Below are 15310 nucleotides of genomic sequence, written 5' to 3' on the forward strand. Positions count from 1 at the left end.
CGCCGCCTGAACCGTATTCATCAACGACGCATGGCATCCTTGCCGTCCCTCGTCAGCCATTGCAGGTCTTCATGTCTTCTACTCTCCCGCCAGTCGCGCCTGATACCCCTGTCGAGACCATCGGTGTCACGCCGGATGATGTCGCCACCGGCGGTGCGGAACCGGTCTCGCCGCTCGCGCACGCCGTCGGCCAGCTGACGCAACGGCTGACGGATCAGCAGCGTGCCGTAGTTGCACATCGCGGACGACACGCACGGGTCGCGGCGGTAGCAGGGTCCGGCAAGACCACCACGCTGGTGGCGCGAGTGCTGAGTCTGCTGGCGGAAGGCATTCCGGCGCAGCGGATTCTGGTGCTGATGTTCAACCGCTCGGCGCGCGAGGACTTCGTCGCCAAGCTGGCGCAGTCGGCGCCACCGGGCACGCGCCTGCCGGATGTCCGCACCTTCCACTCCATCGGTCATCGCCTGACCACCACCCTGGTGCGCTGGGGGTGTCTGGCGCCGCGCGAGCTGATCCAGCAGGACTGGGCGTTGGAGCGGCTGCTCAAGCAGGCCGCCCAGCGTGCCCTGGGCGATGCCGACCGCGCCGATCGTGAGGCGGCACTGGAAGGTGAGCGTCTCGAAGCGCTTGCCCAGTTCTGTGATCTGGTCAAGGCCGAGATGTGCGAACCGACGCTGCTGTATGAGCGCATGAACCTTGGTGAGCACACCGGTCACTTCGTCGAGTCCTTCGCCCAGCTTGAGCAGCTGCTCGAGCAGCATGGCCAGATGACCTATGCCGATCTGCTCTACCGGCCGCTGCGTCAGCTGGAGAAGGAGCCGGAGACCCGTGCGCGCATCCAGGGGCATCTGCAGCACGTCATCATCGATGAGTATCAGGACATCAATGAGGCGCAGCAGCGCATGCTGGCGCTGCTGGCCGGTGCGCCGTCCACTGCGGCTTCCTCGCCGGCAGTCACCGGCGAATCATCCAGCACCGTGGCAGAAGTCATGGCGGTAGGTGACGCCAACCAGTGCATCTATGAGTGGCGTGGCGCCCGCCCTGATTACATGCTGACGCGTTTCGCCGAGAGTTTCCCGTCCCCGCTGGACTTCCCGCTCAGTTACACCTTTCGCCATGGTCATCGTCTGGCATTGGCGGCCAATCACGCGATCGCCGCCAATGCGCGCCGCCCGGATCAGCTGTGTCTGGCTGCACCCGGCACACCGCCGACGCGGTTGTTCGAAGGGCAGGGGGCCGCCAGTCTGGTCGCGGCGCTGACCGCCTGGCGTGAGTCGGGGCGCAGCGGTGCCGAGGCCGCCGTGCTGGTGCGCAGCTGGGCGCTGTCGGTGCCGGTGCAGCTGCAGTTGCTCAAGGCCGGGATTCCCTTCCGTCTCGGGCAGGGCGATCGCTTCGTGTTCCGCCTGCCACTGGTGCAGGCGCTGGCAGGCTATCTGGAGCTTGCGCGTGACGTCACGCGTCTGCGTGACCCGGCACATCTGATGTTGCTGTTCACCCAGCCCACCGCCTTCGTCGCGCGCGAACGCCTCGAGCGTCTGTGTCAGCAACTGGCCGACAGCCAGCGCTGGCCGCGCAAGGAAGACCCGATGCTCGAAGGGCTCAAGCCGCTGCAGCGCCGCAACCTGCACAAGCGCTGGAAGCTGTTGTGTGATCTCCCTTCGCTGGGCGACTGGGCTCCCGCGCGGCTGCTGCGGCACGTGGTCGATGAGCTGGAAGCCGACAAGGTGCTGAGACGGGCCGCGGCCCGACGGGACAAGGGCGAGGAGGACGTGCGTCTGCTGGACGTGCTGATCGAGCAGGCGGGGGAGCTTGCCAACGACCCCGAGGCCTTCGTCAACCTGCTGCGCAATCCGGTCGAGGATGCCGCCGATGGCGTGCTGATCACCACGGTCCATGGCGCCAAGGGGCTCGAATGGCCGCTGGTAGGCCTCTGGGGCATGAACGAAGAGGACTTCCCGGCCTACTCGCGCGACAACCCGCTGTCACCGGAGCGCCTCGAGGAAGAGCGACGTCTGTGCTATGTCGGCGTGACCCGTGCTCGCGAACAGCTGCATCTGTGGCGGGATGGCGGGACCCATGCGCCGAGTCGCTTCCTGGCGGAACTGTGCGTGGAGGACTGCTCCCGCCTCGGTGACTGGATTCACGGTGCGGGCAAGCGTGCCAAGCTCGCTCGCCAGCAGGCCGGTGAGGGCGACGCATCCAGTCGCGAGGCGTCCTCTGAAAATACCGAGACCCTGCGCGTGAGCGCGCCAGCCCTTGGCGAGGCCTATCTGGCACGCCTGCCGTTGGTACGTCATGGCATCACGCCGCCGACGCTTGAGGCCTCGCCCAGGCCCAGGGCCGAGCAACAGAGCAAGCCCGGTGGCGTAGGCAAGACCGCTGACGCCGCATCCAGCCGGCGTCAGCCTCGTTCCGGGGGCCGTCATTCCCGCACGTCATCCTCGCCTCGCAGCGAGGTGTCTGGCGTGCTGCAAAGCGTCGGTGGCTGGAAGGTGGGGCAGCGTGTCGCTCATGACACCTTTGGCGAGGGCGTGATCGAAGAGGTGTCCGGCAATGACACCAATCCGCTGGTCGAAGTGCGCTTTGCCGATGGCAGCAAGCGACGCCTGATCGCCTCGCGTGCGCCACTGTCCGCTCTGTAAGACCAGACGCCCAGGGTGGCAAGGTGCGCGATTGCCAATCATCGACGTGAGGGCCATCATGCCCTCATGGCGTCACCGTCCGCTGGAAAGGAGTTCCCATGGCCCAGTATCCCGATCCTGCCGCACTGGCGGCAGCCTCCGTCTCCACCTCATCGTTGCTGGCCCCGGACCAGCGGCAGGCACCCTTGATCGACGCCAGTCAGCTGGTGACCCAGCTGGCGATGGCAGGGCTCAAGTCCCCCGTGGTACTGGATTGCCGCGCTCGCCTCGAGGATGGCGAGGCGGGCGAGCGGATGTGGCGTGAAGGGCACCTGCCGGGGGCCATCCATGTCGATATGGAACGTGATCTCTCCGCGCCCGTGCGCGAGGACGGCGTGGGCGGTCGTCATCCACTGCCGTCGCACCAGGCGACAGTCGAGCTGTTTCGCCGTCTCGGCATCACGCCCGAGCAACAGGTGGTGGTCTATGACGACATGGGCGGCCAGATGGCGGCGGCGCGCCTGTGGTGGATGCTGACCTGGGCCGGGCATCCGGATGTGCGTGTGCTGGATGGCGGCATCCAGGCCTGGAATCAGGCCATGGGCGAGCTCAAGCGCGCTCCCTCCCAGCCAGTGACCTCCGAGCCCAGTGACTGGCAGCCGAGCTTTGACGACAGCCTGCTGGTCACTGCCGAGGAGGTGGTGGACAGTCAGGCGGTGCTGCTGGATGCCCGTGGTGAAGCGCGCTTTCGCGGTGAGCAGGAGCCGGTCGACCCGGTGGCCGGCCATATCCCCGGCGCCCTGTGTCGCCCGACCCCCGGCAATCTCGAGGCCAATGGTCGTTTCAAGGACCGCATGAGCCTGATGCGCGAGCTGCGCCGGACATTGCCGGATGACAGCGCCGTGATCGCCTATTGCGGTTCCGGCATCAGCGCCTGTCAGAACATCCTGGCCTTCGCGATCGCGGGACTGCCGCTGCCGCGTCTGTACGCCGGCTCCTGGAGCGACTGGATCAGTGATCCCGAGCGCCCGGTCGCCACCGGCGAGGCCAGCGAAGGGTAGCATTCAGGCAAGCCCGACACGGATATTGCCGAAACGACAACGCCCGCCAGAGAAACCTCTGGCGGGCGTTGTCGTTTGTGGGGCGCGCTTTCCGTGCGCGCTCAGGCTGGCGTCTTGGGCTCCGCGGCGGGCTTGCGCGACTCGAAGCGCTCCAGCAGGGCAGCGTTGGCGCAGTTGCCCATCACGTTGAGGGCGGTGCGCAGGCCGTCGGTGAAGCGGTCGACGCCGGCGACCACGGCCACGCCCTCCAGCGGCAGGCCCGCCGCGCCCAGCACGGTGGTCATCGCGACCAGTCCGGCACCCGGCACGCCCGCCGTGGAAAAGCTGACCAGCAGACCGGTGGTGAAGACGGTGATCACCAGTGACGTCGTGACGTCGATACCGAACAGCTGCGCCACGAACAACGCATTGAAGCCCTGCAGCACGGCGGCGCCATCACGCTTGAGCGCGGTACCGAAGGGTAGCGCGAAGCTGGCCAGGGATTCCTGCATGCCGTAGTCGCGTGCATTGCCCAGCGCCAGCGGCAGGGTGGCACCGGAACTGGCGGTACCGAAGGCGAAGCCCAGGCTCTGGCCGAAGTGGCGCATGAAGGCCAGCGGGCGGGCACCGGTCACGGCCAGCAGCACCAGATAGAGCAGTGCCATCAAGGCCAGCGCGATGATCAGACCGATCACGTACATTCCCAGCCGCATCAGCAGATCCAGCCCCTGGGTGGCGATCACCGAGGTGATCAGCGCGAAGACACCAAGCGGGGCCAGCTTGAGCACGAAGGACAGTACCTTGAGGCTGACGGTGTAGCCGCTTTCGATCACGCGATGCAGCGGCGCGCTTTCTTCCGGTAGAGCACGCATCGCCAGCCCGATCAAGGCGGCTGCGAAGATGACCTGCAGCAGGCCGCCGCCACCCAGCGCCGTGAAGGGGTTGTTGGGCACCAGCCCCACCAGCCATTGGGCGATGCTGTCGGCGTTGCGGCCTTCAGGCGCCGAGTCCACCAGGCTCTCGGCACCGCTGCCCGGGCTGAGCCAATGAGCGACCAGCATGCCCAGCGTCAGCGCCACGGCGCTGGTGACCACGTAGCTGCCCAGCAGACGCCCGGCATGGCGGCCCACGTCGGCACCGCCTTCGCGACTGGTCAGGCTGAGGATGAGGGCACCGAAGACCATCGGTACCACCACGAACTGCAGCAGACGCAGGAAGATCTGGCCTACCGGCGTCAGCAGGTTGGCGTCGAGCCAGGCGACACTGCCCTCGGGCAAGGCACCTGCTCCGGCGTTCAGGGCAAGGCCGCTGAGGATACCCAGCCCCAGGGCGAGCAGTATCTGACGAGTGACGGACATGGTGGCTCCGAAGCAAGGGAAGTCAGGAAGAGGCGAGTCGACGCTCGGGTGCTGCGCCGTCTGACCCCGTTGGAGTGAGTGAAATCAAGGATGGCTAATGTGCTATCCATGGAAAGTTATATCAATGAAGTATTTGAGACTATTTTGGAATAACACAAGAAGCGCCCTCGTGAGAGCGCGACATCTCCCTGCTGAAGCGGACCGCGCAGCGGTCCACGGAGCAGCTCCGTACGGGAGGCCAGAAACGACAACGCCGCCGCGGCAGGGCCACGGCGGCGTTGTCAGCTGGCGGGCAGCGATGGGTCACATGTTCGGATAGTTGGGGCCACCGCCACCTTCCGGGGCGACCCAGGTGATGTTCTGCGCCGGGTCCTTGATGTCACAGGTCTTGCAGTGCACGCAGTTCTGGAAGTTGATCTGGAACTGCGGCTCACCGGCTTCCTCGATGATCTCGTAGACCCCGGCGGGGCAGTAGCGCTGGGCCGGCTCAGCGAAGCGCGGCAGGTTGTCACGCACCGGTAGCGCCGGGTCTGCCAGACGCAGGTGGCACGGCTGGTCTTCCTCGTGATTGGTGTTGGAGAGAAACACCGAGGACAGCTTGTCGAAGGACAGCTTGCCGTCCGGCTTGGGATACTCGATCTTCGTGCATTCATCCGCCGGGCGCATGCGCGCGTAGTCCGGGGTGGTGTCATGCAGGGTCGGCAGTCGGCCGCCCATCAGCTGGTCGAGGAAGTTGTAGGCGCCACCGAGGAAGGTGCCGTACTTGTGCATCGCCGGGCCGAAGCTGCGCGAGGCATCCAGCTCCTCATGGGCCCAGCTGTCCTGGAAGCGCTTGCCGAAGTCGACGAGGTCCTCGCCACCTTCATCGCCGCTCTTGATGGCGGCGAACACGGTCTCCGCCGCCAGCATGCCGGACTTCATCGCGGTGTGCAGGCCCTTGATCTTGGCGAAGTTGAGCGTACCGGCGTCACAGCCGATCAGCAGGCCACCCGGGAAGCTCATCTTCGGCAGGCAGTTGAGGCCACCCTTGGCGATGGCGCGTGCACCGTAGGAGACCCGCTTGCCGCCTTCGAGGTGCCGGGCCAGGGTCGGGTGCTGCTTCATGCGCTGGAATTCATCGAAGGGTGACAGCCACGGATTGTCGTAGGCGAGATCGACGATCAGCCCGACCACCACCTGCTGGTCATCGGTGTGATAGAGGAAGAAGCCACCTTCGGCGTTGCCCTTGAGCGGCCAGCCACTGCCGTGGACTACCAGCCCCGGCTGATGCTGCTCGGCCGGGACATCCCACAGCTCCTTGAGGCCGATGCCGTAATGCTGGGCATCGGCGTCCTTGTCGAGAGAGAAGCGCGAGATCAGCTGCTTGCCCAGATGCCCGCGGCAGCCCTCGGCGAACAGGGTGTACTTGCCGCGCAGTTCCATCCCCGGCATGTGGCCATCCTTTTCACTGCCATCGGCGGCCACGCCCATGTCGCCGACCACGATGCCGCGCACCGTGCCATCTTCTCCGTGCAGCACTTCCTGAGCGGCGAAGCCCGGGAAGATCTCGACGCCTAGTTCCTCGGCCTGCTCGCCCAGCCAGCGGGTCAGGTTGCCGGCGCTGATGATGTAGTTGCCATCGTTGTGCATGGTCTTGGGAACCAGCGCATTGGGGATGACCTGTGCCTTCTGGTCATCCTTGAGCAGCACGACTTCATCACGGGTCACGGCGGTATTGAGCGGCGCGCCGCGCTCGGCCCAGTCGGGGAAGAGTTCGGTGAGTGCGCGTGGCTCCAGCACTGCGCCTGACAGGATATGGGCGCCGACTTCAGAGCCTTTCTCGACCACGCAGACCGTCAGTTCGTGCTCCGCCTCATTGGCCTGCTGCATCAGTCGACAGGCCGCCGACAGGCCGGAAGGCCCGGCACCGACGATAACGACGTCGAAATCCATGAATTCGCGTTCCATGACCCGTCTCCTCAATCTTGATGCCCTGTATCAGGCCCCGCGGATCCGGCGGGGTGGGCGTATCACGATCAGTCGTTGCTGATCGCAGGGCTATTGATCTTCGGCGGCGCGCGTCAGGGCGGTGGCTCGCCAAAGCAAAAAACGATGCTGTGCTCGTCGTGTCGACAGTGAAGGATATGGCTCCCATCCCGTCGTGGCGAGCTGTCATGCGCAAGGCAGCCGCATAGCATGCCGCAACAGTAGCATTTAAAACGACCGTTTGTTTATTATGCTTGGGTCTGACGTAATAGCCACACGGCGTGTTGCAGGATATCGCCTGACGGGTTTCATGTCCGGGCACCCGGATGGTGGCTTTCCGGTTTGACCCCGACCCCCAATTCTGCGCAAGATGCCCCCATGAGAATGATGATCCGTTGCCATCAGGGCCGGTTGTCAACGGCCGGCGAGCAGCGTTCGCCAGCAGCAGGCAGCATGCCTTCGGGTCGTGGGATGGGGTGCCGTGACGCGGTGCTTGTCAGCACGACCTATTTTGGATGATATTCACCTATCAAACGCTTGCATGAATCGAGCGGGGGCGCCTCGAGCAGCCTCTCGCTCCATGAGAGATCAGCGAGGACACCATGAAAGTACTCGTCGCGGTGAAACGCGTCATCGATTACAACGTCAAGATTCGCGTCAAGGCGGATCAGTCTGACGTGGATCTGACCAACGTCAAGATGGCCATGAACCCCTTCTGCGAGATTGCCGTGGAAGAAGCGGTACGCCTGAAGGAAAAAGGCGTGGCGACCGAGGTCGTGGCCGTGACCATCGGGCCGAAGGCCGCCCAGGAACAGCTGCGTACCGCGCTGGCGCTGGGGGCTGATCGCGCCGTGCAGGTGATGACCGATGACGCCGTCGACTCTCTGGCAGTGGCCAAGCTGCTGGCCAAGGTGGTCGAAGAAGAGCAGCCTGGCCTGGTGATTCTCGGCAAGCAGTCCATCGATGCCGACAACAACCAGACCGGCCAGATGCTGGCGGCGCTCACCGGCATGGGGCAGGGCACCTTCGCCTCCGAGGTGGTGGTCGACGGCGAGAGCGTCAACGTCACTCGTGAGATCGACGGGGGTCTGCAGACCGTCAAGCTCAGCCTGCCGGCGGTGGTCACCACGGACCTGCGCCTCAACGAGCCGCGCTACGCCAAGCTTCCGGACATCATGAAGGCCAAGAAGAAGCTGCTGGACGTCAAGACGCCGGAAGAGCTGGGTGTCTCCACGGCCTCGAAGGTCACGCTGGTCAAGGTGACGCCGCCGGCCGAGCGCCAGGGTGGCGTCAAGGTCGGCTCCGTCGATGAGCTGGTGGACAAACTCAAGAATGAAGCAAAGGTGATCTCATGAGCATTCTCGTCATTGCCGATCATCACGATGGCCAGCTGACAGGTACCACTGCCAGTGTGGTAGCGGCTGCCAGCGCCATCGGTGGCGATATCGATGTTCTCGTCGCGGGGGAAGGTGTCGGGAGCGTTGCCGAGCAGGCCGCGAAGCTTGCCGGCGTCAAGCGTGTGCGCGTGGCGGACAACGCGGTCTACGCCCATCAGCTGGCGGAGAATGTCTCGGCACTGGTCGTGGCGCTGGCGGACGACTACAGCCATGTGCTGTCCGGTGCTTCCACCACGGCCAAGAATTTCATGCCGCGCGTGGCAGCGCTGAAGGACGTCGCACAGATTTCCGAGATCATCGCGGTCGAGAGTGCCGATACCTTCCTGCGTCCGATCTATGCCGGCAACGCCATCGCGACCGTCAAGAGTGACGACGTCCTGAAGGTGATCACCGTGCGTGCCACCGGCTTCGACCCGGTGGCGGCTGACGGCCAGGCGGCCATCGAGGCGGTGGATGTCGTCGAGGATGCCGGTGTCTCCAGCTTCGTCAACGAGACGCTGGCCGAGAGCGAGCGTCCGGAGCTGGGAGCTGCCAAGGTGGTGATCTCCGGTGGCCGCGGCATGGGCAACGGTGAGAACTTCGCTCTGCTCGACGGCATCGCCGACAAGCTGGGCGCCGCCATCGGTGCCTCACGTGCCGCCGTGGATGCCGGTTTCGTGCCCAACGACATGCAGGTCGGTCAGACCGGCAAGATCGTTGCCCCGGACCTGTACATTGCCGTCGGCATCTCCGGTGCGATCCAGCACCTGGCGGGCATGAAGGACTCCAAGGTCATCGTCGCGATCAACAAGGATGATGAGGCGCCGATCTTCCAGGTTGCGGACTACGGTCTGGTCGGTGATCTGTTCGAGGTGCTGCCGGAGCTGGAAGGCAAGCTGTAAGACAGTGCGCTGACCTCTCATCCGGCGCCGGACACCCGGACCGGAGATGAGCAGAAAACGCGACCCGCTTCGGCGGGTCGCGTTTTTTTTGTGCCCGGATCAGACATCGTCACGTCATGGCGTCTGCCTGCATGGCATCCCGAGGGCATGACATCTGACAGGCTCTGCGTGAGCGTCGGCACGCGAGGGGAAAGCCTGCAACGCGGCATTGCAGAGATGGAGGCGAGTGCGGATCGAGATCAATTGATAATTGTTCTTGTTTGTAATACCGTCCCTGCCAGTGATTTGCATTTCCACTCGCGACTCTCTGGCAGCATGGCCAGTGACCGAGGATGCAACCCAGTCTTGTTCTTCAGGAGATGTCCGTGCGGCGTTCCACTTCTTTCTCTTTCCCGAGGGCGCGCGCGTTTGGCGGCATGCTGCCCGCGCTGGCGCTGATGGTGCCTCTGTGTGCCACGAGTCTGCCGGTTCATGCACAGACGCTGCGTGACAGTGCGGCGAGTCATCAGCAGACCCAGGGGGAGTTGCAGTCGCGCATCGACGCGGCTGACGACGAGACCCGCGAATTGCTGGTGAGGCTGCGCGAGGCGCGTCAGGAAGCGGCGCGTCTGGAAAGCTATACCGCGGAACTGACCCCGCTCAATGCCGACCGTGCCGCGCGAATCGAGCGTCAGCGCACGGCGCTCGAGAATCTCGAGGCCACCCGCGAGTCCTTGCCGGGCCTGCTGCGTGAGCAGGTCAATGAGCTGGAAGCGTTCATCGAGCAGGACCTGCCCTTCCTGAAGGAAGAGCGTCTGGCGCGTGTCGCACGGCTGCGCGACAACCTGTCCAACGCCAGTCTCACCAATGACGAGCGCCTCGATCAGCTGCTCAATGCCTGGCAGCAGGAGCTGAGCTACGGCCAGGGCCTGGATACCTGGCGTGCGGGGCTGATCGGTGCGGAGGACACCGAGGTGCAATATCTGCGTGTCGGTCGCGTGGGGCTTTATTACCTGACGCTGGATGGCCAGCACGGCGGGGCATGGAAGACGCAGAATGACAGCTGGCAGGTACTGGATGACAGTGCGCTGAGCGAGTTGCGCCAGGGAATCAGCATGGCGCGTGACCAGCAGGCACCGTCACTGCTCACCTTGCCGCTGTCCGTCCCGGTGGAAAACGTGGAGCTCGACGCCTCTCCTCAGGCTGCCTCCAATGCCGCTTCGTCTACCCCGTCCGCGCAGGAGTCCAGCTGATGTCCATGATGCACAAGACATTCCCGCGACTGTCGATGTCTGGCGCGCTCAAGCGCGGGTGGCTCGGCGTGAGCCTGCTGGGTGTGCTCGGCATGAGCGCGCTGCCGGCACATGCCGTGACCGGCTCCGCGGCACAGGCACTGAGCGTCGAGCAGTTCGAGCAGGCGGCCAGTCAGGCGGAAGGTCGCGATCAGACACGCCTGGAGACGTTGCTGTCGGACAGTGAAGCGCTCAATGCGGCCGTGGCCAAGGCCGAGGCGCAACGTGACAGCCTGCGCGAGAAGCGCGAGAGCCTTGAAGCCGAAGCGAAGCAGCAGCAGGCGACCCTCAGCGGCCTGGATGACGAGCGCCAGGCGCAGCAGGGTGATCTCGGCCAGGTCTTCACGGTGGCGCGCAAGCATGCGCGGGAAGTCCGGGAAGGGGTGGCCGGCAACTGGTTGCTGGCCGGTGGGCAGGCCCGACTGCCGGACCTTGGTCCGCGGGATGAAGTGCCCGGTCGTGAGCGACTCGCGGCCCTGACGGCCGACATCGGCAGCATCGCCCGCGAAAGTGGCCGTGCGCTGCGTTTCAAGGCACCGCTGGCCGGTGCCGATGGCAGCATCAAGCCACGTGAGATCGTGCGTGTCGGCGAGCAGATGGCCTTCAGTGGCGATCTGCTGCTCTCACCGTTGTCCGATGACAAGGCCGTGGATGGTGCAAGCGCACTGGAAAGTCTCGGCCTTGCCGGCAAGACACCGGCGACCATGCGTGATCAGCTGGCGGCGTTCAATGCCGGCGATACCGATCGACTCGATTTCGATCCCACCGGGGGTGATGTCACCCGCGCCCTGTCACGTGCGCCGGGGCTGACCGAGCGACTCAAGCAGGGCGGGGCGGTCGGTTATGTGATCGTCGGGCTTGGCGTGCTGGGGCTGATCATCGCGCTGATCCAGCTGGTGCGCCTGACGGCCACACGGCGCGCGGTCAAGCGTCAGGAAGCGGATCTGACCCAGCTCAAGGATGACAACCCGCTGGGCCGCGTGCTGACCCGCTTTGAAGGCATGCGTCATGATCATGAGCCGGAAGCGCTGGAAGCGCGTCTCGATGAGGCGCTGCTCGCCGAGCAACCGAAGCTGGAGCGTGGCCAGGCACTGGTCAAGCTGCTGGCGGCCATCGCGCCACTGCTGGGTCTGCTGGGCACCGTGACCGGCATGATCGGCACCTTCCAGTCGATCACCGTCTTCGGTACCGGCGATCCGAAATTGATGGCCGGCGGCATCTCCCAGGCATTGGTGACCACCGTGCTGGGTCTGATCACCGCCGTGCCGCTGCTGTTCGCGCAGACCGGTCTGTCGAGCCTGTCGAAGGGGCTGATGGGGCGCCTGGAAGGGCGTGCCAGTGCGCGTCTGGCGGATCACCTCGAGCGTCGTGCGCCCGCCGCCGCGGCGACGGCCAATGCCCGCACGCGGGAAACCGAGCATGCCTGAGTCGCTGGCCTCTTCTTCCCTGTTGCCCGGTGCGCTGGCACCGGTCATGCGGCTGGTGGATAGCGGCGGGCCTCTGATCGTGGTGATCTGCCTGATCGCCATGCTGCTGTTCGGTCTGGCGCTGGAGCGCGGCCTTTACTGGCGGCTGGTGCATCGGCCGGCGCGCCGCCAGTTGATCCACGACTGGGTGGCGCGCAGCGAGCACCACAGCTGGTCGGCGCTCACTCACCGCGAGGTACTGACCCGCGAGCTGCTGTCACGCCTGCGCGCGCCGTTGCCGTGGCTCAAGCTGCTGGTGATGATCTGCCCGCTGGCGGGCCTTTTGGGCACCGTGACCGGCATGATCCACGTCTTCGATTCCCTGGCGATCGCCGGTACCGGCCAGGCGCGAGCGATGGCCGATGGCGTTGCGCGTGCCACCTTGCCGACCTTGGCCGGCATGGCAGTGGCGGTGGTGGGACTGTTGTTCGTGACCCGTTTCGAGCGTGTCGTGCGTCGTGAGGACCAACGCCTGCACGACCGCCTGGCGCGCGCCGTGGATGATGCCCGCAAGGGCAAGGTACCTGGCGGCATGTCCACCGCGCCTGACTCCGATTCCTCTGATACAAGCGAGACACCGCATGCGTAGACGTCGCATGGAAGCCGCGGAAGACAGCGGCGAGATCAACCTGACGCCAATGCTGGATGTCGTCTTCATCATGCTGATCTTCTTCATCGTCACCACCAGCTTCGTCAAGGAGTCGGGGGTCGAGATCCAGCGCCCCGAGGCCTCGCATGCCACGGCGCGTCCGGATGCGGCCGTGATGGTGGCGATCACCGCCGAGGGCGCGGTATGGGTCGATGGCAAGCCGGTGGATGCCCACCGTGTCGGGGACGCGGTAGCGGAGCTGGCCGACGGCCAACCGGTGGTGATCCAGGCGGATCGTCAATCGCGGACCGGGCTGCTGGTGGAGACGATGGATGCGCTGCGCAGTGCGGGAGTGCAGGACATCGCGGTCGCGGCATCGAAAGGCGAATGACATGACGCGACGTCTGTATGCCAATCGACTGATCGGATTGCTGGGCGGAGCCCTGCTGGCGCTGGCCCTGTTCTATGCCCTGGCACTGCTGGTGGCGCCGCCGGTGAACGATGCGCCGGCGCCTGAGCCGCTGTCGGTCTCGACCGTTCAGGCGCCTGAAGAGGCACCCGCCCCTGAAGCGGCGCCGGCAGAGGCCTTGCCGACACCACCGGCCGAGCCACCGCCGCCGCCTAAAGCGGCACCGATGCCGTCACCAGAGGTGACAAGCTCGGTGGCGATCCCTGAGGTCAAGACACCACTGCCGCCAACGCCGGAGCTGACGCTGGATGACAGCCTGCCGCCACTGGAGGTGAAGCGTCCTCCGAGACCGACACCGGAGCCGAAACCGGAGCCGAAACCGGATCCGAAACCCAAGCCAACGCCGAAGCCGGCCCCGGCACCCGCCTCCCAGGCGTCAGCCCAGTCCAGTGCCCAGGCCACCGCCAGTGCTTCTCGATCGGAGGCCAGGTCGACGCCGGCACCCGCGGCGCAAGGGGGCTCGCCCCGCCCGACGTTGCGCACGGCGCCTGAGTACCCCAGTCGTGCACGCCGGCGTGGCATCGAGGGCTTCGTCGAGGTGGCCTTCGTGATTCGTCCGGATGGCAATGTCGATGGCAGTTCGCTGAGGGTGGTGCGTGCAGAGCCTTCCGGTGTCTTTGATCGCGCCGCGATGAAGGCTATCGCGCGCTGGGAGTTCCCGGCGGCCCAGACAGCGCGTCAGGCGCGTCAACGGCTTGAGTTCCAGTTGCGTTGAGGCAACCCGGGCGCATGCAAAGCGGTACCTGTCATTCATGTCTTCGCCGCGAATCTGGTGTAGAAGAGAGCTGGTGTTGCAAGCAGATGGCAGGCATGACGCCTGAGGCGTATCTGAGACGTACTTGAGTCGTGGAGCAAAGGATATCCGTACGATGTCGAACCAAGACAAGCATTCCGCCGAGCGCTCACCATGCGGGCAGTCCGCGCGACAGGCGCCTGCCGAGTCAGCGACGCCTGAAGGTCTCGGCGCTCGTCTGATGACGGCGATTCGTCGCGGCGGGCGTCGCCTGACGCGCGTGACCCTGGTCTCCACCTGTCTGATGCTGATGATGGAGGTCGGGGGCGTCGCCACCGCGAATGGGGCAATGCGCGTGTCGGCGGAGGTCGCGGGGCAGCTGCGCACGCTCCAGTCACGGTTGGAGGAGGGGGATTACGACGAGGTCGGCGAGCGTGCCGAGCGGGAAGCCCGTCAGCAACGTGGCGAGGTGCGTGCGCTGTATCTGTCGTTGGCCGCCAGTGCGCGGGCAAGACAAGGGGATCAGGCCCAGGCGGCGCGTCTCTATGGTGAAGCGCGCCGGTTGCCGGGCGTCGATGCCAGTCAGGCGCGCAAGTGGCTGCGGCGCGAAGCCATGCTGAGATTGCGGGCGGGAGAGCAGGAAGCCGGTACCGCACGTCTGGCGGAGTACCTGCATGGCGGCTCGGCGAGTGCCGATGATCTGTGGCTGGCCGTCAGCCTGGAAGCCAACCGTGGCCAGTGGTCGCGGGCCGAGGACTGGCTGGAGCGCGCCAGCAGAGCGAGTGCGCCAGAAGGCGATCGTCTGAAACTTGCCGTCAGCGTCTATCAGCAGACGGGACGCCATGCTGCGGCGGTGGCACTGGTCGAGCAGGGACTTGGCGAATCGCGGGATGCGCAGGACTGGCAGCGCGCCGTGGCGCTCTATCAGCGTCTCAATCAGCAGCGGCGTGCGGCGAGTACCTGGGAAGCCGCCTGGGCGGCGGGAATCGTCAGTGGTCGCGAGGCCTATCAGCAGCGCATCGATCTGCAACTGGCCGCCGGCGCGCCGGCGCGGGCCGCGGAGTTGATCGAGGCGGGACTTTCGACGTCGGCAACTCCCGAGGGGCAGCCGTTGCTGGTAGACACGCCGGTACTGCGTCGTCAGCTGGCAGAGGCCTGGACCTCGGCGCGCGACATCGAGCACTCGTTGACGGCGTGGGCGACGGTTTCCGAGCAGAGTGGCCGTGTCGAGGATGCTCGGCAGCTGGCGGAACTGGCCTATGACTGGGGGCGCTGGGATATCGCGAGCGGTGCCCTGGCCAGTGCCGGTGAGCGCGGGGATGATTCCGCGCGTCACTGGTTGCTCAGCGGTGTGGTCGCCCGTCAGCTTGATCAGCTGGACCCCGCGCGTGAGGCCTTCAAGAAGGCGCAGGCACGCGGCGCCGAAGGGGCCGATGACTGGCTGAAGTCACTCGCGCAGCGCTGAGGCGCCCACCCCCGCGACTCCTGGCTGTCTGACCGTCAGTGCAACGAAAACGCCG

12 protein-coding genes are annotated in these 15310 nt (G+C 65.7%); 10 read left to right on the top strand and 2 right to left on the bottom strand.

The window, feature by feature from the left end:
* Positions 1-71: 71 nt before the first annotated feature.
* Entirely contained in the window at positions 72-2642 is a 2571-nt protein-coding gene (locus tag OW493_RS01300; protein WP_289862927.1) for an ATP-dependent helicase, read from the top strand.
* Positions 2643-2740: 98 nt separating this feature from the next.
* A complete protein-coding gene (locus tag OW493_RS01305) occupies positions 2741-3682 on the top strand; it encodes a sulfurtransferase (protein WP_289862929.1) in 942 nt (313 codons plus the stop codon).
* 101 nt (positions 3683-3783) lie between these two features.
* Here the strand turns inward: OW493_RS01305 and OW493_RS01310 are convergent, their stop codons facing one another.
* The gene (locus OW493_RS01310; protein WP_084209129.1) at positions 3784-5019 is read right to left on the bottom strand and encodes a dicarboxylate/amino acid:cation symporter; all 1236 of its coding nucleotides are present in this window, start codon (positions 5017-5019) and stop codon (positions 3784-3786) included.
* A 303-nt stretch (positions 5020-5322) separates the two neighbouring features.
* A complete protein-coding gene (locus tag OW493_RS01315) occupies positions 5323-6966 on the bottom strand; it encodes an electron transfer flavoprotein-ubiquinone oxidoreductase (RefSeq protein WP_289862932.1) in 1644 nt (547 codons plus the stop codon).
* Between the two features lie 620 nt (positions 6967-7586).
* Between OW493_RS01315 and OW493_RS01320 the strand changes: the two genes are divergently transcribed.
* The 8 genes from OW493_RS01320 to OW493_RS01355 all read left to right on the top strand — a co-directional run bounded on the left by OW493_RS01320 (position 7587) and on the right by OW493_RS01355 (position 15255).
* The gene (locus tag OW493_RS01320; protein WP_289862933.1) at positions 7587-8339 is read left to right on the top strand and encodes an electron transfer flavoprotein subunit beta/FixA family protein; all 753 of its coding nucleotides are present in this window, start codon (positions 7587-7589) and stop codon (positions 8337-8339) included.
* Positions 8336-9262, top strand: coding sequence for an FAD-binding protein (locus OW493_RS01325; RefSeq protein WP_084209126.1), 927 nt, complete (start codon positions 8336-8338; stop codon positions 9260-9262). The genes OW493_RS01320 and OW493_RS01325 overlap by 4 nt, the downstream gene beginning before the upstream one ends.
* Positions 9263-9627: 365 nt before the next feature.
* The gene (locus tag OW493_RS01330) at positions 9628-10494 is read left to right on the top strand and encodes a DUF3450 domain-containing protein (protein ID WP_169477171.1); all 867 of its coding nucleotides are present in this window, start codon (positions 9628-9630) and stop codon (positions 10492-10494) included.
* Entirely contained in the window at positions 10494-11960 is a 1467-nt protein-coding gene (locus OW493_RS01335) for a MotA/TolQ/ExbB proton channel family protein (protein ID WP_255317635.1), read from the top strand. The genes OW493_RS01330 and OW493_RS01335 overlap by 1 nt, the downstream gene beginning before the upstream one ends.
* The gene (locus OW493_RS01340; RefSeq protein WP_084209124.1) at positions 11953-12588 is read left to right on the top strand and encodes a MotA/TolQ/ExbB proton channel family protein; all 636 of its coding nucleotides are present in this window, start codon (positions 11953-11955) and stop codon (positions 12586-12588) included. Before OW493_RS01335 ends, OW493_RS01340 begins: the two co-directional genes overlap by 8 nt.
* The gene (locus tag OW493_RS01345) at positions 12581-12979 is read left to right on the top strand and encodes a biopolymer transporter ExbD (RefSeq protein WP_077372126.1); all 399 of its coding nucleotides are present in this window, start codon (positions 12581-12583) and stop codon (positions 12977-12979) included. Before OW493_RS01340 ends, OW493_RS01345 begins: the two co-directional genes overlap by 8 nt.
* A gap of 1 nt (position 12980) precedes the next feature.
* Complete coding sequence (locus OW493_RS01350) at positions 12981-13772, top strand: energy transducer TonB (RefSeq protein WP_289862938.1); 792 nt, start codon at positions 12981-12983, stop codon at positions 13770-13772.
* 154 nt (positions 13773-13926) lie between these two features.
* The gene (locus OW493_RS01355; protein WP_289862939.1) at positions 13927-15255 is read left to right on the top strand and encodes a hypothetical protein; all 1329 of its coding nucleotides are present in this window, start codon (positions 13927-13929) and stop codon (positions 15253-15255) included.
* Positions 15256-15310: the final 55 nt, after the last annotated feature.

It is taken from the genome of Cobetia sp. 14N.309.X.WAT.E.A4, assembly GCF_030397495.1.
GTDB lineage: Bacteria > Pseudomonadota > Gammaproteobacteria > Pseudomonadales > Halomonadaceae > Cobetia > Cobetia marina.